General features: G+C 64.7%; 20 protein-coding genes and 1 pseudogene. 15 read left to right on the top strand and 6 right to left on the bottom strand.

Going from position 1 to position 20,311, the window contains the following annotated elements; genetic code table 11:
- Positions 1-3: 3 nt before the first annotated feature.
- Genes R9B84_RS14980 through R9B84_RS14970 form a run of 3 tightly spaced genes read left to right on the top strand, consistent with a single transcriptional unit; the run spans position 4 to position 3,139 of the window.
- Positions 4-1,107 carry a hypothetical protein gene (locus R9B84_RS14980; protein WP_423758520.1) on the top strand — a complete coding sequence of 368 codons (1,104 nt, stop codon included), beginning with the start codon at positions 4-6 and terminating at the stop codon, positions 1,105-1,107.
- Complete coding sequence (locus R9B84_RS14975) at positions 1,107-1,688, top strand: hypothetical protein (protein WP_423758519.1); 582 nt, start codon at positions 1,107-1,109, stop codon at positions 1,686-1,688. Before R9B84_RS14980 ends, R9B84_RS14975 begins: the two co-directional genes overlap by 1 nt.
- On the top strand, positions 1,685-3,139 hold the full coding sequence (locus tag R9B84_RS14970; RefSeq protein ID WP_423758518.1) for a tyrosine-type recombinase/integrase: 1,455 nt from the start codon (positions 1,685-1,687) through the stop codon (positions 3,137-3,139). Before R9B84_RS14975 ends, R9B84_RS14970 begins: the two co-directional genes overlap by 4 nt.
- Before the next feature lie 546 nt (positions 3,140-3,685).
- Here R9B84_RS14970 and R9B84_RS14965 read toward each other — a convergent pair.
- Together R9B84_RS14965 and R9B84_RS14960 are read right to left on the bottom strand one after the other, a co-directional pair.
- Positions 3,686-4,681, bottom strand: a pseudogene (locus R9B84_RS14965) (YifB family Mg chelatase-like AAA ATPase); the annotation flags it as partial.
- A 299-nt stretch (positions 4,682-4,980) separates the two neighbouring features.
- A complete protein-coding gene (locus tag R9B84_RS14960; protein WP_006489451.1) occupies positions 4,981-5,232 on the bottom strand; it encodes an accessory factor UbiK family protein in 252 nt (83 codons plus the stop codon).
- A 355-nt stretch (positions 5,233-5,587) separates the two neighbouring features.
- Here R9B84_RS14960 and R9B84_RS14955 point away from each other — a divergent pair, with 355 nt between their 5' ends.
- The 7 genes from R9B84_RS14955 to ptsP all read left to right on the top strand — a co-directional run bounded on the left by R9B84_RS14955 (position 5,588) and on the right by ptsP (position 13,010).
- Positions 5,588-5,926, top strand: coding sequence for a P-II family nitrogen regulator (locus R9B84_RS14955; RefSeq protein WP_006398175.1), 339 nt, complete (start codon positions 5,588-5,590; stop codon positions 5,924-5,926).
- A gap of 37 nt (positions 5,927-5,963) precedes the next feature.
- A complete protein-coding gene (locus R9B84_RS14950; protein WP_423758517.1) occupies positions 5,964-7,472 on the top strand; it encodes an ammonium transporter in 1,509 nt (502 codons plus the stop codon).
- A gap of 243 nt (positions 7,473-7,715) precedes the next feature.
- The gene (gene gshA / locus R9B84_RS14945) at positions 7,716-9,005 is read left to right on the top strand and encodes a glutamate--cysteine ligase (protein ID WP_423758516.1); all 1,290 of its coding nucleotides are present in this window, start codon (positions 7,716-7,718) and stop codon (positions 9,003-9,005) included.
- 27 nt (positions 9,006-9,032) lie between these two features.
- Entirely contained in the window at positions 9,033-9,989 is a 957-nt protein-coding gene (gshB, locus tag R9B84_RS14940; RefSeq protein ID WP_423758515.1) for a glutathione synthase, read from the top strand.
- A gap of 232 nt (positions 9,990-10,221) precedes the next feature.
- Positions 10,222-10,692, top strand: coding sequence for a PTS sugar transporter subunit IIA (locus R9B84_RS14935; RefSeq protein ID WP_047899103.1), 471 nt, complete (start codon positions 10,222-10,224; stop codon positions 10,690-10,692).
- Positions 10,693-10,766: 74 nt separating this feature from the next.
- Entirely contained in the window at positions 10,767-11,036 is a 270-nt protein-coding gene (locus R9B84_RS14930; RefSeq protein ID WP_031401331.1) for an HPr family phosphocarrier protein, read from the top strand.
- A gap of 201 nt (positions 11,037-11,237) precedes the next feature.
- Positions 11,238-13,010, top strand: a complete 1,773-nt coding sequence (gene ptsP / locus R9B84_RS14925; protein WP_423758514.1) for a phosphoenolpyruvate--protein phosphotransferase — start codon at positions 11,238-11,240, stop codon at positions 13,008-13,010.
- Between the two features lie 94 nt (positions 13,011-13,104).
- Here the strand turns inward: ptsP and R9B84_RS14920 are convergent, their stop codons facing one another.
- From R9B84_RS14920 to gpmA, 3 genes are all read right to left on the bottom strand, one after another.
- Positions 13,105-13,857, bottom strand: coding sequence for a HesA/MoeB/ThiF family protein (locus tag R9B84_RS14920; RefSeq protein ID WP_423758513.1), 753 nt, complete (start codon positions 13,855-13,857; stop codon positions 13,105-13,107).
- A gap of 283 nt (positions 13,858-14,140) precedes the next feature.
- Positions 14,141-15,691: a S41 family peptidase gene (locus R9B84_RS14915; protein ID WP_423758512.1), complete on the bottom strand. Its 1,551-nt coding sequence runs from the start codon at positions 15,689-15,691 to the stop codon at positions 14,141-14,143.
- Positions 15,692-15,946: 255 nt separating this feature from the next.
- Positions 15,947-16,693 (bottom strand): 2,3-diphosphoglycerate-dependent phosphoglycerate mutase, encoded by a 747-nt coding sequence (gene gpmA / locus R9B84_RS14910; RefSeq protein WP_047899100.1) that lies wholly within the window; start codon positions 16,691-16,693, stop codon positions 15,947-15,949.
- Between the two features lie 134 nt (positions 16,694-16,827).
- Between gpmA and R9B84_RS14905 the strand changes: the two genes are divergently transcribed.
- From R9B84_RS14905 to R9B84_RS14885, 5 genes are all read left to right on the top strand, one after another.
- On the top strand, positions 16,828-17,250 hold the full coding sequence (locus R9B84_RS14905) for a rhodanese-like domain-containing protein (protein ID WP_034179117.1): 423 nt from the start codon (positions 16,828-16,830) through the stop codon (positions 17,248-17,250).
- The gene (gene grxC, locus R9B84_RS14900; protein WP_423758511.1) at positions 17,247-17,507 is read left to right on the top strand and encodes a glutaredoxin 3; all 261 of its coding nucleotides are present in this window, start codon (positions 17,247-17,249) and stop codon (positions 17,505-17,507) included. Before R9B84_RS14905 ends, grxC begins: the two co-directional genes overlap by 4 nt.
- 107 nt (positions 17,508-17,614) lie before the next feature.
- A complete protein-coding gene (gene secB / locus R9B84_RS14895) occupies positions 17,615-18,097 on the top strand; it encodes a protein-export chaperone SecB (RefSeq protein WP_047899099.1) in 483 nt (160 codons plus the stop codon).
- 25 nt (positions 18,098-18,122) lie between these two features.
- On the top strand, positions 18,123-19,121 hold the full coding sequence (locus tag R9B84_RS14890; protein ID WP_423758510.1) for an NAD(P)H-dependent glycerol-3-phosphate dehydrogenase: 999 nt from the start codon (positions 18,123-18,125) through the stop codon (positions 19,119-19,121).
- A 77-nt stretch (positions 19,122-19,198) separates the two neighbouring features.
- Positions 19,199-19,723, top strand: a complete 525-nt coding sequence (locus R9B84_RS14885; protein WP_423758509.1) for an O-acetyl-ADP-ribose deacetylase — start codon at positions 19,199-19,201, stop codon at positions 19,721-19,723.
- Positions 19,724-19,745: 22 nt separating this feature from the next.
- Here the strand turns inward: R9B84_RS14885 and trmL are convergent, their stop codons facing one another.
- Positions 19,746-20,216, bottom strand: coding sequence for a tRNA (uridine(34)/cytosine(34)/5-carboxymethylaminomethyluridine(34)-2'-O)-methyltransferase TrmL (trmL, locus tag R9B84_RS14880; RefSeq protein ID WP_034179112.1), 471 nt, complete (start codon positions 20,214-20,216; stop codon positions 19,746-19,748).
- Between the last annotated feature and the right edge of the window lie 95 nt (positions 20,217-20,311).

The following is a 20,311-nucleotide window of genomic DNA, read 5'->3' as shown; positions in this document are numbered from 1 at the left end:
CAGGTGTTGGACAGCATAAAGAACGGGGTCGAATTTGCGCTGGACCACGGCGAAGCACTGTTTGATAGCTACGTGAACATCGTGGATGCAGCTAAAGCGGAAAAGGTATCTCCTCGAGGCCTGGTTGGCTCGAATGACGTTCGTCAGTTTTTGACTAAGGGTGCGGTTGACTTGGGAGTCACTGCCTTCTGCTTAAAGGGAGCAGCAACTGGTTGGCCGTACTGCCAGGGGTGGTCGAGCAGGTGGGAGCAGAGAAAGTTTTATGAAGACCTTCGAAATGGACGAGGCCTATTGCAGAACCTCCAAGTGCTCTACGGAGCCATCATTCATATCATTGGGCCGGTTACTGCGAGGAGGCAAATGGAGCTTGTGAACTTACCTGTCGTCGGGTGCTTGGACTCGTCGAGAAAACATATGGTGTTTAGGAATGCTAAATCGGGTGCGATTGGATTGCGTCAAGAAGAGCTGAGGCCAATTCCACCGATAGTCGAGCAGATGGTGTCGCTTGTGGAGTCGTTCCAGTCAAAGCTCGTAAAAGTGGGGGAGCTAAAGGAATGTGGGTCCTTGTTGAGCATGCCAGGGAACTACGGAATGCGCGTAGCATCATCGAGTTCGTTCAATGCCTCATTGGACGTATTTTGCGATTATTTTGATACGCCACTGGACGCGAACGGACATCGATACTATCTGAGGGAGCACCAGTTCCGTCGGTTTTTGATTATCACTTTCTTCTTTGGTGCTCGTCGGGGTAGTCTCAATACGCTGCGATGGTTTGTCGGCCATGTTGACACTGCTCATTTGTGGCACTACTTGACCAATGCTGTGTCGGGAGACATGCGAAGGGAGGCCGCAGCTTATTTCTTAATGGACGAATTGCGCCTTCCAGAGGAGCAGCGAGTGGTGGAGTTGCATGAGCTGGTGCGTCGGCAACTGGCGGACCTTGCTGAGGTGCGATTTGGAACGCGAGAATTCTCGCTTATTGATGCAGATGCGCTTGAGGACTACCTCAATCTTCAAATGAAAAAAGGACTCGTCGTAGAACCTGTGTTCTTCCAGGGTACGGGCGGCCGTCAATATAAAATCGTCGCTCGAATCGGGAGGCCTTGATGACTGGAAAGCCCGCGCCTCGGACAACGAACGAAAAATCAGTCGTTGCGCTTTCTGTGCTGCTAGGAAAAGTAACGGCAAATCCGAAAAAATATATTGGTGACCATCAACTTATGTCCGCACTCAAGCGGCAGAGTCGATTGGCAGAGTATTCAAATCCAAAAGACGGTATCTCTGCGACATCGAGGTCCACCGTCGAAAGACTCGCCGAGAAGCTACTAGAGGGAGGCTTTGCCTATCTAGATGGGCTACGAATGACCGCTTTGGCGGCGGTTGAAGAGGAGGCGCTGCAAAGTCTTAAGGCAAAACGTCGAACAAGAAGGCGTTTCGCTGAAGACTTGGAGCAAGCCAAATTTGAACGCGTTCTATGCATGGTTGACCTTTGGCATGTGACAGAAGCATTTCATAACGCTTTGTCTTCGGGCAGGCAGCTGGCAAATTCCTCTCGGGACCCTGGCCTAGTCGAACGGTGGGATAAGGAGGAGGAGAGACTGCTCGCAATGTTTGACCTCGCTAAGCGGCCTATTGTGGAGGTCGGCAGCAATACTGAAGCGTGGCTTCAACGACTGAGGCAGCTATGAGTGCTACTACGGGGCGGCGGCAACTGTTCGTCCGTGCTCCGGCGGGCACAAAAGTCTACCGAGTGTACGAACAAGGTCAAGTGCGCACGATTGACGTCAGCGGAATGCCACTGCCAACATGGCCGAACGGACGTTGGTGCGTGGAGCTGGCCGCGTACATCGACAAGCTGAAGTCGCTGGGGCGGTCCATATTTGACCGCGGCGGAACATTAGGAACCTACACTTCCGAGTTGAGTCCTCTCACTCGCTATTGCTTTGCGAACAACGTGGATTTCCACCGCCTCACTGATGCGCATTTCGAGATGTTCGTACGGAATTTGGCGGCGGAGAAGACGTTTGATGGTGAGCAAGTGCGGAATAATAGGACAATCGTTCGTATCGGGCGGCGTAGCCTCGAATTTTTAAATTTCATAGGCCTTAGACGAAAAATACCAGACTACTTGTCGTCGGATGGTCCGCACATACGCGCGGTTCGCCGAACTTTTACAAGAAGGCTGAGAGGCAATAAGGTCGTTCGAATAGAGTATTGGCATCATCCATGTTTTCCTGAGATTGGCGAGGTTAATCACAGGTCTCCGGTAACAGAGAACAATATCAATCTCTTGCGTAAGGCAGCGGCAACAAGCAGCGGCTCTTCGGCCCGTAAAAAGCGACGATTGTGTCTTTTACGTGTGCTGGAGGCTACGGGGGCAAGACGTATCGAGGTGGCCAACCTAAAGGTTTCCGATGTCCGCGCTGCGAAGGAGATGGAGATTCCGTTCCTGAAGATGTTGACCGTTAAGCGTAGAGGCGACCCTGAAATTCGATTGGTGCCGATTTCTCACGCTGAACTTGATTACATCCTGGAATATATCGATAATTACCGTGCTCCGATAATGGGGCGGCTACAAGGTGGGGCTGACCATGATATTGTTTTTATCAATCATAGAACTGGTAAGCCAATCGTTGCCAATACTGTGACATTAGAAATCTACTTGTTGAGAAGAGCTGCCGGCATAAAAGACAGGGCCCATCCGCATCTTTTTCGACATCGTTTTTTCACTGTAAAGATTTATCGTCTTATCCGAGCCCATCAGGTTCGTGATGCTCAGCATTTCATTGAATTATTCATGAAGCTCGAGCATTTCAAAATTGATGTTATGGAGCAGACGGGTCTTAAATCCATCGATACCTTGAACCATTATGTTGACTGGGCGTTTGCTTTGGGTCCACTACTGGACCAAGAGACGGCGCCCTCGGTCGATATTGGGCGACTTGCAAGAGAGGGGCGAGCAGCCGTAGCAGAGCTTGAAGCGGAACGGGATGCCCTAACGGCGATGGAGTACGCCGACAAGGTGGAGTGCGAGTTGAAGCGGTTCGTAGAGGAGCTATCTCGGGCGGACGGATTCAAGAGCGAGCAAGCACCTGGCAATACAATGCTTGCGAAAGCCTTGGGCGTCCCAAAAAGCTAAGTGCCTGCGATGGGCAGCACGCCGACCGGTCGGATGATGGAAATCGCGGATTTCTGACGCATCGACCCGCGCGCCGCACCTGACGCCAGCAGGTTTCGAGAAAGAGGCTAACCCTTTTCAGCACGACTGGCGTTCAGGATGAGGTCAATGACTTCCTCCAGGGGCGTCACGATGCGTTGCTCCGCTTCCCGAATAAACCTCTCGCGCGTAATGTCTGGAAACGATGTTTTATGCGCCAGGTAGGCGAGCCGAACGAGTCGTTTGACTAAACCGGGTTGCGGGCCGCGTTCGCGCAGTATGTGAGGCGGCCCGCCTTTCCTTTGCTTACCTTGTCGGCGCGCGCCGTAGCCGACCTGTCTCGTGTAGCGTCGGGCCGGCAGCCTGCCTTCAGCTCGACTTAGTGCTCCGCCATGCCCAAGATTTCGCACCACAGGATGCCCGAAGAGCGGAGCGTGTTGCTCAGGCCGTAGTTGCTCGAATTTGATGCAATTCATTGAATGGAAAGGAAATTTTGGCTGAGCAACTTGGTAGCTAAAGCGAAACGTCGAGTTCGTCGAGGAACAGTACGCCGAGGTGCGCGAGCGTGATTTCGCCCGGTTGCGGCGGGTTGCGGCCGCCGACCAGCGCGGCGGCGCTCGACGAGTGATGCGGCGCGCGGAACGGCCGCCGGCGCCACTGCGCGGGCGAGAAGCCGATGCGGCTCGCGGAAAGGAGCGCGGCCGACGCCAGCGCCTCGTCGTCGGTCAGCGGCGGCAGGAGGCCAGGCAGCCGCGCGGCCAGCATCGACTTGCCGGCCCCCGGCGGTCCGACCATCAGCATGTGATGACCGCCCGCGGCGGCGACTTCCAGCGCGCGCCGGGCGCCGCGCTGGCCGACCACGTCCGAGAGATCGGGCGCGGCCGGTGCCGGCAGGCCGTCGAGACAGGGCGCCGCGATCGGCATCAGCCGCCCGTCGGGCGCATCGGCGAGGTGCGCGCACAACGCGGGCAGGTCGGGTGCGCCGAACACGGTGACGCCCGGCACGAGCGCCGCCTCGGCCGCGCTGTCGAGCGGCAGGTACAGCTCGGGCGGTCGCGATGTCGCCACGGCGCCGGAATCCGGGCCCGGGCCGGAACCGAGGCCCGCTCCGGTTTCGCCCGTGCGCCAGTCGCGCGCCGCGCCGCACGCCATCGCGAACGCGCCGCGCATCGGCCGCAGCGCGCCGGTCAGCGACAGCTCGCCTGCAAATTCGCGGCCGGCCAGCGCGTCGGCCGGGATCTGGCCGTTCGCGGCGAGGATGCCGAGCGCGATCGGCAGGTCGAACCGGCCCGACTCTTTCGGCAGATCGGCCGGCGCGAGGTTGACGGTGATGCGGCGCACGGGGAATTCGAATCCGCAGTTCTGCAGCGCGGCGCGGACGCGCTCGCGGCTTTCGCGGACTTCGAGATCGGGCAGGCCGACGATCGCGAACGACGGCAATCCGTTGGCCAGATGGACTTCGACGGTGACGTCCGGCGCGCGGCCGGATGCGGGCGCGCGACTGCGCACCACGGCGAGCGACATGGCGAGGCTCCTGTGAACAGACGGGCGACGGCCGTTCGGGGCCGCATGCCGCGGGAATCGGAGGAATCGGTGCGCGCTTGCCGGCGTGGCGCGGGGAAAGAACAAGGCACTGCGGAACGACGAACTGCGAAGAGCGGGGGACAGCGAAGAGCGACGGACAGCGAAGAGCGGGGGTGTTGCGAAGAGCGGGGTATGGCGAAGAACGACGGACTACGAAGAACGGCGATAAGGCGTCGGGGTGGCGGGCGCGGGCCGCGCGAGGCGGCCCGCGCCCGGACCTTGCGGTCGGGTGGCGGGCGTCAGGCCTGCGGCGCCGCGAGCTTCTGCTCGAGCTCCGCGACGCGCTTTTCGAGTTCCTCGAGGCGCACGCGGGTGCGGGCGAGCACCTGTGCCTGCGTGTCGAATTCCTCGCGCGTGACGAGGTCGAGCTTCGAGAAGCCTTGCGACAGCATGGCCTTCACGTTGCGCTCGACGTCCTTGGCCGGCGAGTTTTTCAGCAGGTCGCTGACGCGCGACTGCAGATCGTTGAAAACGTCGCTGGGTTGCTTCATGTGATTCCCCTTCCTTGCACAAAAAATGTGCATCTTCAGTTGCGTACGTGCCCATGATGCACGCATGACCGGAAATGGTGCGCCCGGAGCGCGAATTCCGGGCATGGCGCCCGCATGGGTGAATGTCCCGTCGATCCGGGACGTGCGTGCACTCTAGCAACGATCCTTTCGCCGCGCCAGCAAACCGGGCCACGTTGGCCATTCGGCCGGGCTTCCGCACCTTACATCACGGGATGCGACCCCGTTACTGAGCCGTTCGAGACGGTGCTCGGACGAACATGGCATGCGAGTTGCTGAGAAGAGTCCGTTACAACATTCCAACCAATTCGACGGGACAACCCAGCGAGAGGACTTCATGAAACTCATTACCGCAATCATCAAGCCGTTCAAGCTCGATGAGACGCGCGAAGCGCTGTCGGCGCTCGGCGTCTCCGGCATCACGGTGACGGAGGTGAAAGGGTTCGGGCGCCAGAAGGGGCATACCGAGCTGTATCGCGGCGCCGAATACGTGGTCGATTTCCTGCCGAAGATGAAGATCGAGGCGGCCGTGTCCGACGATCTCGTCGACCAGGCGGTCGAGGCGATCGAGCGGGCCGCGCGCACCGGCAAGATCGGCGACGGCAAGATCTTCGTCACGCCGATCGAACAAGTGATCCGGATTCGCACCGGGGAGACGGGCGCTGACGCGCTGTAACAGAACAGACAAGACAAGCGACAAGAGGAAATCCAAGATGCGCAAACTTCTGATGTCCCTGCTGATGGCCGGCTCGCTGATCGCGGCCGGCGTCGGCCCCGCGCTCGCCGACGACGCGGCGTCCGCCGCGGCTGCGTCCGCGCCCGCCGCTTCGGCTCCCGACGCATCGGCTGCCGCGGCACCCGCCGCGACGGCGAGCGCCGCACCTGACGCATCCGCCGCTGCCGCCGCACCGGCTTCGGGCGCCGCCGACGCATCGGCTGCCGCCGCTGCGTCCGCGCCGGCCGCACCCGCCGCGCCGACCGCACCGTTCTCCGTCGATTCGTCGAAGATCAACTCGGGCGACACCGCGTGGATGCTGACCTCCACCGCGCTCGTGCTGTTCATGACGGTCCCCGGCCTCGCGCTGTTCTACGCGGGCATGGTCCGCAAGAAGAACGTGCTCGCGACCGTGATGCAGAGCTTCGCGATCACCGCGCTGATCACGGTGCTGTGGACGGTGGTCGGCTACAGCCTCGCGTTCACGCCGGGCAACGGCTTCATCGGCGGCCTGTCGCGCGCGTTCCTGCACGGGATGAACTACATCCACGGCGACAAGGCGACGACGCTGACCGTCAGCCACCTGGCACCGACGATTCCGGAATCGGTCTACTTCGTCTATCAGATGACGTTCGCGATCATCACGCCGGCACTGATCTGCGGCGCGTTCGCCGACCGGATGAAGTTCTCGGCGATGCTCGTGTTCATGACGCTCTGGTCGCTGATCGTCTATGTGCCGATCGCGCACATGGTGTGGGAGCCGACCGGCTGGCTGTCGTCGGACGGCGTGCTCGACTTCGCGGGCGGCACCGTGGTGCACATCAACGCCGGTATCGCGGGCCTGATGTCGTGCCTGGTGCTCGGCAAGCGCGTCGGCTACGGCCGCGAATCGATGGCGCCGCACAACCTCGTGCTGACGATGATCGGCGGCTCGATGCTGTGGGTCGGCTGGTTCGGCTTCAACGCGGGTTCGGCGGTTGCGGCTGACGGCCGTGCCGGCTTCGCGATGCTGACCACGCAAGTGGCGACGGCCTGCGCGGCGCTCGGCTGGATGTTTGCCGAATGGGTCGCGAAGGGCAAGCCGTCGGTGCTCGGCATCGTGTCGGGCGCGGTCGCGGGTCTCGTGGCGATCACGCCGGCGGCCGGCTTCGTCGGCGTGGCGGGTGCGCTCGCGATCGGCATCGCGGCGGGCGTCGTGTGCTTCTGGTCGGCGACGTGGCTCAAGTCGAAGCTCGGCTACGACGATTCGCTCGATGCGTTCGGCGTGCACGGCGTGGGCGGGATTCTCGGCGCGCTGCTGACGGGCGTGTTCGCGATCAAGGACATCGGCGGCGCCGACGGCAGCCTGCTGCTGCAGGCGAAGGGCGTGCTGATCACGCTGGTCTACAGCGGCGTGCTGAGCTTCGTGCTGCTGAAGCTGATCGACCTGACGATGGGCTTGCGCGTGTCCGAAGAGGAAGAGCGCGAAGGCCTCGACGTGATCCTGCACGGCGAGCATGTCGAATAAGTCATAAAGATACACGGCGGGCCGCCGCGGAGACGGCGCCCGCCACGAATGAGCGCAGCGACTTCGGCCCGCCCACCCGGCGGGCTTTTTTTCTCCTGCCGCCTGCTGCCGTAGCGCATAACCCTTCGCGCTATCGGGTCAATAGCCGAAAACTTCCTCCAAACCCTTGCGAAGCCGGGAACAATCCCCAAATGGGCAGGGCAATTGCTCTACAATCTTCATTCTCCCGCTCGCGAGTGATTCATGGTTCCCCACCTCGTTACCGCGTTGAACGGTCCGCTGCTCGAACTCGAGCAGAAGATCCTCGACGCGACGCCTGCGATCGAACGCTGGTTCAGGCTCGAATGGCAGGAACATACCCCGCCGTTCTATTGTTCGGTGGACCTGCGCAATGCCGGCTTCAAGCTGGCCCCCGTCGACGCGAACCTGTTCCCCGGCGCGTTCAACAATCTGCCGTCCGAAGTGCTGCCGCTCGCCGTGCAGGCCGCGATGGCCGCGATCGAGAAGATCTGCCCGGACGCGAAGAACCTGCTCGTGATTCCGGAGCTGCCGACCCGCAACGCGTTCTACCTGGAAAACGTCGCGCGCCTCGCGACGATCATGCGCCAGGCCGGGCTGAACGTGCGCTTCGGCTCGCTCGACCCGGGCATCACCGACATGACGCCGATCACGCTGGCCGACGGCCAGAAGATCGTGCTCGAACCGCTCGAGCGTTCGCAGCGCCGCCTCGGCCTGAAGAATTTCGATCCGTGCTCGATCCTGCTGAACAACGACCTGTCGGCCGGCATCCCGGCCGTGCTGGAAAACCTGCACGAGCAGTACCTGTTGCCGCCGCTGCACGCGGGCTGGGCCGTGCGCCGCAAGTCGACGCACTTCTCGTGCTACGACGACGTCGCGAAGAAGTTCGCGAAGATGGTCGGCGTCGACCCGTGGATGGTGAATCCGTATTTCGCGCACGTCGAAGGCGTCGACTGGCAGGGCCATGAAGGCGAGCAGGCGCTCGCCGACGCGATCGACGGCGTGCTGAAGAAGATCGCGCGCAAGTACCGCGAATACGGGATCAGCGAGAAGCCGTACGTCGTCGTGAAGGCCGACGCGGGCACGGCGGGGCGCGGCGTGATGACCGTGCACGACGCGGCCGAGATCGGCCGCATGTCGAAGGCCGAGCGCGCGCAGATGGCCGAGTCGAAGGCCGGCCTCGCGGTGCGCGACGTGATCGTGCAGGAAGGTGTCTATACGTTCGAGCGCGTCGGCGACGAAGTGGCCGAGCCCGTCGTGTACATGATCGACCGCTACGTGGTCGGCGGTTTCTACCGCACGCACGGCGGCCGCGAGCGCGACCAGAACCTGAACGCGCCCGGCATGCATTACGTGCCGCTCGGCTTCGAGCACACCGCGCTGCCGGATGCCGGTGCGAAGCCGGGTGCCGCGCCGCCGAACCGTTTCTACATGTACGGCGTCGTCGCGCGGCTGTCGCTGATCGCGTCGTCGATCGAACTGGAAAAGACCGATCCCGAAGCCATCCAGGTGTAACCGGGCTTCGCTACGTACAGGATTCGCATGGATATTCTCTTTATCGCCGACCCGCTCGAGCATTTCAAGATCTACAAGGATTCGACCTACGCGATGATGGCGGAGGCCGCGCGGCGCGGGCATGCGGTGTACGCGTGCGAGCCGCGCCACCTTGCGTGGATGGGTTCCGCCGTCGAGGCCGACGTGCGGCGCATCACGTTCGTCGGCGAACTCGACGACCTGCGACGCGAGACCTGGTTCGAAGCAGGGCCTGTCGACGCGCGCCGCCTCGAATCGTTCGGCGCGGTGCTGATGCGCAAGGATCCGCCGTTCGACATGGAATACGTGACGTCGACCTGGCTGCTCGAACTGGCCGAGCGTGCGGGCGCACGCGTGTTCAACAAGGCGCAGTCGATCCGCGACCATTCGGAAAAGCTCGCGATCGGCGAGTTTCCGCAGTTCGTCGCGCCCACGCTCGTCACGCGCGACGCGAAACGGCTGCGCGCGTTCCACGCCGAGCACGGCGACGTGATCCTGAAGCCGCTCGACGGGATGGGCGGGATGGGCGTGTTCCGCGTGAAGCCGGACGGCATGAACCTCGGCTCGATCGTCGAGATGCTGAGCCACGACGGCACGCGCTCGGTGATGGCGCAGAAGTTCATTCCCGAGATCAAGGCCGGCGACAAGCGCATCCTGCTGATCGGCGGCGAGCCGGTGCCGTATTCGCTCGCGCGGATTCCGCAGGGCAGCGAGGTGCGCGGCAATCTCGCCGCGGGCGGGCTGGGTGTCGCGCAGCCGCTGACCGCGCGCGATCGAGAGATCGCCGGGACGCTCGGGCCCGTGCTCGCGTCGCGCGGGCTGTTGCTGGTCGGCCTCGATGCGATCGGCGACTGGCTGACCGAGGTGAACGTCACGAGTCCGACGTGCTTCCGCGAGATCATGGAGCAGACGGGCTTCGACGTCGCCGCGATGTTCATCGACGCGCTGGAGCGTGCGGCCGCGTAGGCCGCCTTCCAGCGCAACCCCGGCGGCGGCCGCGCAGGTCCCCCGTCGCCGGAGCAGCTTGACCGGCCTGCTACAATGCCCGCTTGCCAGGTGCCGTGATCGGCGCACCGAAGGCCCGGCGGTCGGGCCGATACTGTCGCAAGGCTGAACATGAAACGTTTCCCACACTCGCTACGCTCTTTGCCCCGCTGCGGGGTGTCGGCCCGCCAGGGGCGGCCGGGAGCGATCTGACATGGCCGGGATTCTGATCATCGCGCACGCCCCGCTCGCCACCGCGCTGCGGGATTGCATCGCGCACATCTACGGCGGCGTGCCCGCGCGCATCGGCTGTATCGACGTGACGGCGGACAGCGATCCGACCCAGGTGATGGCGTTCGCGCACGCGGAACTCGCGCGGCTCAAGGAAGAGAACGGCGTGGTCGTGCTGACCGACATGTACGGCGCGACGCCCGCGAACATCGCGGGCCAGCTTGCGAAGATCGACAACGTGCGCGTGCTGGCGGGCGCGAACCTGCCGATGCTCGTGCGGGCCGTCTGCTATCGCACCGTGCCGCTCGACAAACTCGTCGACAAGGCGCTGTCCGGCGGCGCGAAGGGCGTCCACGAAGTGGCGGCCGGCACGCCGCCGCCGCCGACGGAAGCCGGCTGCGGCCAGTGCGCGCCGATTCCGCCCGAACCGCAACCGCGCACCGAATCGCACTGACCACCGCGTTTTTCGTTTTAGACAGCACCGCCGGCGCGCGCCGCCGGCGGTCCCGACCGACCCGACCGAGAATCATGCTTCAACAAGAAACCACCATCGTCAATAAATTGGGGCTCCATGCGCGTGCATCGGCCAAGCTTACGCAACTGGCCGGCAACTTCCAGTCGGAAGTCTGGATGACACGCAACGGGCGCAAGATCAATGCGAAGAGCATCATGGGCGTGATGATGCTGGCGGCGGGTATCGGCAGCACCGTGACGATCGAGACCGAAGGGTCCGACGAGCGGGAAGCGATGGATGCGCTGCTGAAGCTGATTGCCGACAAATTCGGCGAAGGCCAGTGATCGTCACGCGGGATCGTTGCCATTTCCAGTCAGAATGCCGCGGATTTCGCGGCATTTTTTTCGTCGGAAGCATTGATGCGGAATGCGCAATGCTGCGGTGCATGCAGTCAGCGGGGAGTCGCGGAATTTATAATCGCTAACCGGGGTCATAAGCGCATCGCAGCAGTGTGCCGCGGCTTTACTTGTACAGAGGAGGTGCGCGTGTCCTTCACGCTGCAAGGCATTCCCGTCTCACGTGGTATCGCGATCGGGCGAGCGTATCTGATCGCGCCGGCGGCGCTCGACGTCGCCCATTACCTGATCGAGGCAAATCAGATCGACGCCGAGGTCGAGCGTTTCCGCACGGCGCTCGAAGTCGTGCATCGCGAACTCGAAGCGTTGCGCGCCGACCTGACCGACGACACCCCGAGCGAAGTGGGCGCATTCATCGACGTCCACATGATGATCCTGAGCGACGCGATGCTCGTGCAGGAAACCATCGACCTGATCCGCACGCGCCGCTACAACGTCGAGTGGGCGCTGACCGAGCAGCTCGAATTGCTCACGCGCCACTTCGACGACATCGAGGACGAATACCTGCGCGAGCGCAAGGCCGACATCGAACAGGTGGTCGAGCGCGTGCTGAAGGCACTCGCCGGCGCGCCGTCCGCGTCGCAGGCGCTCGACCGCGCGGCCGCGAACGGCACGAACGAGATGATCGTTGTCGCGCACGACATCGCGCCGGCCGACATGATGCAGTTCAAGTCGCAGTCGTTCCAGGCGTTCGTCACCGACCTCGGCGGGCGCACGTCGCACACGGCGATCGTCGCGCGCAGCCTCGGCATTCCGGCCGCGGTCGGCGTGCAGCATGCGAGCGCGCTGATCCGCCAGGACGACCTGATCATCGTCGACGGCGACCAGGGCATCGTGATCGTCGATCCGGCGCCGATCGTCCTCGAGGAATATTCGTACCGCCAGTCCGAGAAGCTGCTCGAGCAACGCAAGCTGCAGCGTCTGAAATTCTCGCCGACGCAGACGTTGTGCGGCACCAAGATCGATCTGTACGCGAACATCGAGCTGCCCGACGACGCGAAGGCGGCCGTCGAGGCCGGCGCGGTCGGCGTCGGCCTGTTCCGCTCCGAGTTCCTGTTCATGCATCAGAAGGAGATGCCGGAGGAGGAGGAGCAGTTCGCCGCGTACAAGCGGGCCGTCGAGTGGATGAAGGGCATGCCGGTGACGATCAGCACGATCGACGTCGGCGCGGACAAGCCGCTCGAGGCGCTCGACGAGGGCTACGAGACGGCGCCGAACCCGGCGCTCGGCCTGCGCGCGATCCGCTGGAGCCTGTCCGAGCCGCAGATGTTCCTCACGCAGTTGCGCGCGATCCTGCGCGCGTCCGCGTTCGGCCAGGTGAAGATCCTGATCCCGATGCTCGCGCACGCGCAGGAGATCGACCAGACGCTCGACCTGATCCGCGAGGCGAAGCGCCAGCTCGACGACGCGGGGCTCACGTACGATCCGAACGTGCGGATCGGCGCGATGATCGAGATTCCGGCCGCGGCGATCGCGCTGCCGCTGTTCCTGAAGCGGTTCGATTTCCTGTCGATCGGCACGAACGACCTGATCCAGTACACGCTCGCGATCGACCGCGCGGACAACGCGGTCGCGCACCTGTACGACCCGCTGCATCCGGCCGTGCTGCACCTGATCTCGTATACGTTGCGCGAAGCGAAGCGCGCGGGCGTATCCGTGTCGGTATGCGGGGAGATGGCGGGCGATCCGGCGCTCACGCGCCTGTTGCTCGGGATGGGGCTCACCGAGTTCTCGATGCACCCGAGCCAGTTGCTCGTCGTGAAGCAGGAGATCCTGCGCGCGCACCTGAAGGCGCTCGAGAAGCCGACGGCCGACGTGCTTGCCGCATTCGAGCCGGAGGAAGTGCAGGCGGCGCTGCAGCGTCTGTCGGTCGCCGAGCCGCGTGCGGATGCGGCCGCTTAGGTCGCTCGGGCTGCTCAGGCGCCCGCGTCGCCGCTCATTGCCGTGAAGTGTTGAAGTGTCATGCATGCGCCGGCAGGCGCATGCCGCTCGCGCGTCAGTGCCGGCTCCCGCAGACGGGGCAGTCGGCCTGGCGCGCGATTTTCATCGTCGTCCATTCCATCCGCAGCGAATCGAGCATCATCAGCCGCCCGTTGAGCGTCGTGCCGATTTCGCCGATCACGCGCAGCGCTTCGGCAGCCTGCATCGCGCCGATGATCCCGACCGTCGGCGCGAACACGCCCATCGTCGCACACGCGACTTCCTCGAACGGCTGGTCTTCCGGAAACACGCACGCATAGCAGGGCGCGGCCGCGTCGCGGAAATCGAACGTGCTGATCTGGCCGTCGAAGCGCAGCGCGGCGCCCGACACGAGCGGCACGCCGTGCGCGACGCACGCGCGGTTGATCGCGTGCCGCGTCGCGAAGTTGTCGGTGCAGTCGAGCACGACGGTCGCGCGCGGCACGTGGGCGTCGAGCCACGCGTCGTCGACACGCTCCGCGACCGCGTTCACCTTCACCTCGGGGTTCAGTTGCGCGAGCGCGTCGCGCCCCGATTCGACCTTGCTGCGGCCGACCGATGCCGTCACGTGCAGGATCTGCCGCTGCAGGTTCGTGAGGTCGACCGTATCGGCGTCGACGAGCGTGATCGTGCCGACTCCCGATGCCGCGAGGTACATCGCGGCGGGCGAGCCGAGGCCGCCCGCGCCGACGACGATCGCGTGTGCATCGAGAAAGCGCTGCTGCGCCTCGATGCCGATTTCGTCGACGAGGATGTGGCGGGAGTAGCGGAGGAGTTGATCGTCGTTCATGGGGAGATCGGGCGAAGCATGCCGCTGGCGGCGGCGCGGACGTATCTGCGTATTCTAGTGCAGTGTTCGGCGCTAATCGGCACTGATGTGCTGCGCCTTCGCGCCCGTGGCTGCGTTGCAAATCCTCGCGATGCCACTGGGCATCGCTGCGGTTTGCGCCTTGCCACGAGCACGAATCCGCTGGCACATCAGCACCGCTTAGCACCGAACACTACACTAGGCGCACATGAAAAACGGGCCATCGCGGTGTTCCCGCGATGGCCCGTCGGATGCCGCCCGGCGCTTACTTCGGTGCCGACGCGGGCTTCGGTGCGGCAGCCGGCTTCACGCTCGCGCCCGATGCCTTCGGGGCCGCGGCAGCCTTGCCGGCCGGGCTCTTCGTCGTGCTCTCGGCGAGCAGCGACTTCGATTCCTGGACGGGCTTGCCTTCGAGCTTGTTGAGCGCCTGCTGCATCATGAAGTCGTCGGTGCTGCCGAACTCGATCGGCTTGCGATCGCGATCCTTCTGGCGTTGTTCCGGCGTCTTCTTGTCGTTCTGCTCTTCGAGGACGCGCAGTTGATCCATCCGGCGCTGCTCGCGATCCTCCTGTTCCTTCTTCTCGTTCGGGTCCTGCGTGTTCGCGAGGTGGTTCGTGTAGTCGACCTCGCGCGTCACGAGCACGTCGTCCGGATCGCCGTCCGCGTACTGATCGACCGGCACGTCGGGCGTGATGCCCTTGTTCTGGATCGAACGGCCGCTCGGCGTGTAGTAGTACGCGGTCGTCAGGCGCAGCGCGGTGTCGGCCGTCATCGGGCGGACCGTCTGCACCGAGCCCTTGCCGAACGTCGTCTTGCCCATGATCTGCGCGCGCTTCGAATCCTGCAGCGCGCCGGCGACGATTTCCGACGCGGACGCCGAATAGGCGTTCGTCAGCACGATCATCGGCACGGTCTTGAAGACCGGCGGCAGATTCTTCAGCGGATCGCCGTCGAAGGAGGGCAGGCGATAGTTGTCGTACGTATCGCGGTAGACCTGCTTCGAATCGGGGATCTGGCCGTTGGTCGACACGACAACGGAGTCGGGCGGCAGGAACGCGCCGGCAACGCCGACCGCGCTCTGCAGCAGGCCGCCGCCGTTGTTGCGCAGGTCGAGGACGAGGCCCTTCAGGTTCGGCTGCTGGCGTGCGATGTCCTGCAGCTTCTGCGCGAGATCGGGCGTCGTGCGCTCCTGGAAGCTCGTGATGCGGATATACGCATAGCCCGGATCGAGGATCTTCATCTTCACGCTCTGGACCTTGATGATCGCGCGCGTGACCGTGACCGGGAACGTGCGGTCGTCGCTCTTGCGGAAGATCGTCAGCGTGACCTTGGTGCCCGGCTCGCCGCGCATCTGCTTGACGGCCTTGTCGAGCGTCATGCCGCGCACCGGCTTGTCGTTGATGCGCGTGATCAGGTCGCCCGGACGGATGCCGGCGCGGAACGCGGGGGTGTCCTCGATCGGCGAGATCACCTTGACGAGGCCGTCTTCCTGCGAGATCTCGATGCCGAGACCCGCGAAGCGGCCCTTCGTCTGCTCCTGCAGCTCGTCATAGTCGGTCTTGTCGAGGAACGACGAGTGCGGGTCGAGGCTCGACACCATGCCCTTGATCGCCGCCGTCAGCAGCTTCTTGTCGTCGACCGGTTCGACGTACTCGCGCTTGATCTGGCCGAATACTTCCGCGAACAGGCGGAGCTGGTCGAGGGGAAGCGGCGCCGTGGCGGTCTGCTCGGCCGACGCGGAAATCTGCAGCGTGGCGAACACGCCCGTGGCAAGGCCCGCGGCAATCAGGCCGATGTTCTTCAATTTCATTCGCATAGAGAGTCTGGTGCGGTCGGGAAGCGCGTGGCGGTAGCGGGGATATAGCGGACAAGTATAACTGTTCGTCCGATGACTCAGTGGAACGCCGCGAAAAGGGCCCGGAGAAGGCCCGGCGGGGCGCCGCCGGATGCGCTTGCGGGTTCGAAAGCGGATTCGACAGCAGCGGGGCCGCGAAGGTTCGCGCGGCATACCCGGCCGGAGGGGCCGGCCGGGCACGCCGCGCCGGACGCGGCCCGCCCGGCGCGACGGGCGTCAGCCCGCCTTGCCCTGCTTCGCGACGGCGGCCTGCGCCTGCGCGATCGCTTCCTGGTCGCCGAGATAATAGTGCGTGATCGGCTTCAGGTTCTCGTCGAGTTCATACACGAGCGGCACGCCGTTCGGGATGTTCAGGCCGACGATGTCGCTGTCCGAGATGCCGTCGAGATACTTGATCAGCGCGCGCAGCGAGTTGCCGTGCGCGGCGATCAGCACCTGCTTGCCGGCGCGGACCGCCGGCGCGATCGACTCGTTCCACAGCGGCAGCACGCGCGCGACCGTGTCCTTCAGGCACTCGGTGAGCGGCAGTTGCTCGCGCGGCACCTTCGCATAGCGCGGATCATTGAACGGCGCGCGCTCGTCGGTCGGCTCGAGCGCGGGCGGCGGCGTGTCGTAGCTGCGGCGCCACACGAGCACCTGCTCGTCGCCGAACTTCGCGGCCGTTTCCGCCTTGTTCAGCCCCGACAGCGCGCCGTAGTGGCGCTCGTTCAGGCGCCACGAGTGGACGACCGGCAGATACATCTGGTCCATCCGGTCCTGCACGTGCCACAGCGTGCGGATCGCGCGCTTGAGCACCGACGTGTACGCGATGTCGAACGTGTAGCCGGCCTCCTTGAGCAATTCGCCGGCCTGGTAGGCTTCGTTGCGACCCTGTTCGGTCAGGTCGACGTCGACCCAGCCGGTGAAGCGGTTTTCCTTGTTCCACGTCGATTCGCCGTGGCGGATGAGAACGAGTTTGTACATGGATCTTGCGGTCGGTAGTGAAGGAAGCGGTGCGCGTCGCGCGGCACCCGAGCCGGGCCCGCCATCGCGCAAGACGGTTATTTTATAATGGCGGGATTGTCCTCATCCGATTTCTCTTTTTCCGGCGGAATTCCGTGACGTTCTTTACCGATTACACGAACCTGGCCCTCATCGCGATCCTGCTGGTATCCGGCGGCCTGCTGGCCTGGCCCGCGCTGCGCCGCGGCCGCGGCGGCCTGTCGGCTGCAGAGGCCACCCAACTCATCAACCGCCGCAACGCGGTCGTGATCGACGTGCGCGCCGCGTCCGATTTCGCAGCCGGCCACCTGCCGTCGGCGCGTCAGGTCGCGGCGGGCGAGATCGGCGCGAAGATCGCGCAGGTCGCGAAGAACAAGAGCACGCCGGTGCTGCTCGTCTGCCAGAATGGCCAGCAGTCGCAGAAGGCGGCGCGCGAGGTCGAGGCGGCGGGCTACGCCGAGGTGCACGTGCTCGAGGGCGGCGTGGCCGCCTGGCAGCAGGCCGGGATGCCGGTCGTCAAACAAGGAGTGGCGAAGTGAGCAAGGTTTTGATGTACAGCACGCAGGTGTGTCCATATTGCATGCAGGCCGAGCGCCTGCTGAAGCTGCGCGGTGTCGAGCAGATCGAAAAGGTGCTGATCGACCGCGATCCGGCACGCCGCGAAGAAATGATGACGCGCACGGGGCGCCGCACGGTGCCGCAGATCTATATCGGCGACACGCACGTCGGCGGTTACGACGATCTGTCGAAGCTCGACCGCGAAGGCGGGCTCGCACCGCTTCTGCAAGCGGCCTGATTAGGGCAGAATGGCCGCCGGCCGCGCCGCGGCTTGGGCGCGCAGGATTCATCCGTGGCGGCCGGCGAGAAGCCGGGCCGCTCCGTCACCACTTTTAGGGAAACACCATGTCCGACGTCGAAAACCAACCGTTCTTCAACATCCAGCGCGTCTACCTGAAGGATATGTCGCTCGAACAGCCGAATTCGCCGGCGATCTTCCTCGAGCAGGACATGCCGTCGGTTGAAGTCGAAGTCGACGTCAAGGCCGACCGCCTCGCGGAAAGCGTGTTCGAAGTCGTCGTGTCGGGTACCGTCACCGCGAAGGTGAAGGACAAGGTCGCGTTCCTGATCGAAGCGAAGCAGGCCGGCATTTTCGACATTCGCAACATTCCGGACGAACAGCTCGATCCGCTCGTCGGCATCGCTTGCCCGACGATCCTGTTCCCGTACCTGCGCTCGAACATCGCCGACGCGATCACGCGTGCGGGCTTCCCGCCGATCCACCTGGCGGAAATCAACTTCCAGGCGCTGTACGAGCAGCGTCTCGCGCAGCTTCAGCAGCAGCACGCCGGCGCCGAAGGCGCGCCGAACGGCACGACGCTGAACTGACGTTTCACTCGGACCGGTGCTGGGTATGAAAGTAGCCGTTCTCGGCGCCGGTGCCTGGGGCACCGCGCTCGCGGGCCATCTGGCCGCGCGGCACGATACGCTTCTATGGGCGCGCGACGCCGCGCTCATCGCCGGGCTGCAGGCCCGGCACGAAAATTCCCGTTATCTGGACGGCATCGCGCTGCCTGACGCATTGCGCTACGACGCCGATCTCGGCGTCGCGCTCGCGCATGGCGCCGCGGACGACGCGTTGTGCGTGATCGCCGCGCCCGTGGCCGGCCTGCGCACGCTGTGCCACGCGATGCGCGACGCAGGCTGCGTGCCTGCGCACATCGTCTGGGTTTGCAAGGGCTTCGAGGCCGACACGCATCTGCTGCCGCATCAGGTGATCGCGGCCGAGCTGCCCGAACAGCGCAGCAACGGCGTGCTGTCGGGGCCGAGCTTTGCACGCGAGGTCGGGCAGTCGCTGCCCGTCGCGCTGACGGTGGCGAGCGCGTCCGCCGATTGCCGCGAGCGCACGCTCGCCGCGTTCCATCACGGTGCGATGCGGATCTATACGGGCGACGACGTGGTCGGCGTCGAGGTCGGCGGCGCGGTGAAGAACGTGCTGGCGATCGCGACCGGCATTTCCGACGGCCTCGGCCTCGGGCTGAACGCGCGCGCCGCGCTGATCACGCGCGGCCTCGCCGAAATGTCGCGGCTCGGCGTCGCGCTCGGCGGCCGCGCGGAAACCTTCACTGGCCTCACGGGCCTCGGCGACCTGATCCTCACCGCGACGGGCGACCTGTCGCGCAACCGCACGGTCGGCCTGCAACTGGCGGCCGGACGCACGCTGAACGACATCCTCGGTGCGCTCGGCCACGTGGCCGAAGGCGTGCGCTGCGCGCAGGCCGTGCTGGCGATCGCACGCGCGCAATCGATCGAAATGCCGATCACCGAAGCCGTGTGCGGCGTGCTGTTCGACGGCATCGCGCCGCGCGACGCCGTCAGCGGCCTGCTGCGGCGCGACGCGCGCGCCGAGTAGCGCGGACGGGCGACGCCCGGCGCGCGGCGCCAAAGCGCACTACGCTTGAACAGTCTCCGGCGCTCCGGGAGGTTGTCATGCTGCGGATCCATTCCACCACGCTCGACGCGCAGGTCGTCGACATCACGACGCTCGAGGTCGACGTGATCGTTAACGCCGCGAACGGTTCGCTGCTCGGCGGGGGCGGTGTCGACGGCGCGATCCATCGCGCAGCCGGCCCCGGCCTGCTCGCGGAGTGCCGTACGCTCGGCGGCTGCGACACGGGCGACGCGAAGCTTACGCGCGGCCACGAGCTGCCGGCGCGCTACGTGATCCATGCGGTCGGCCCCGTGTGGCATGGCGGCGATCGCGGCGAGCCCGACCTGCTCGCATCGTGCTACCGACGCGCGATCGAACTGGCCGAGGAGGTTGCCGCGACGTCGATCGCGTTCCCGGCGATCAGTTGCGGCATCTACCGCTATCCGGCGGGCGAGGCCGTCGAAATCGCAGTCGGCACCGTCGCCGAAATGCTGCCGCAGGCGCCGAACCTTGCGCGCGTGGTGTTCGCGTGCTTTTCCTCCGACATCTACGACCTGTATTGCGCACGGCTCGCGCGGGCCTGACGCAACCCGCGCTGTGCACGCGTCATGCGCCGCCTTCGAAGCCGGCCTGGCGCCACGCCTCGAACACGACCACCGCGACCGTGTTCGACAGATTCAGGCTGCGGTTGTCCGGCCGCATCGGCAGGCGCACGCGCTGTTCGTTCGGGAAGCGTTCGAGCAGCGCGGCGGGCAGGCCACGCGTCTCCGAGCCGAACACGAACCAGTCGCCCGGCAGGAATGCATGATCGTGGAAGCGACCCGAGCCGCGCGTCGTGAACGCGAACATCCGCGCGGGATCGGGCGATTCGGCCGCGACGAACGCGTCCCAGTCGCGGTGCACGCGCATCTGCGCATATTCGTGATAGTCGAGGCCGGCACGGCGCATCCTCGCGTCGTCGAGCGGGAAGCCGAGCGGCTCGATCAGGTGCAGGTGCGCGCCGGTGTTGGCGCACAGGCGGATCACGTTGCCGGTGTTCGGCGGAATTTCGGGAGCGACGAGGACGACGTTGAACATGTTTCGGTTTGGCTGGGCCGGCCAGGGCGGAGCAGCGCGCGCTCCTTCCCGGCCGGCCGGTTCGTGATGGCTACGGCCGCGTGCAGGCGGCCGGC

Origin of the sequence: Burkholderia sp. NLJ2, assembly GCF_049487195.1 — a bacterium.
GTDB classification, from domain to species: Bacteria; Pseudomonadota; Gammaproteobacteria; order Burkholderiales; family Burkholderiaceae; genus Burkholderia; species Burkholderia pyrrocinia.
This window is presented reverse-complemented; position numbering and strand designations above follow the sequence as displayed.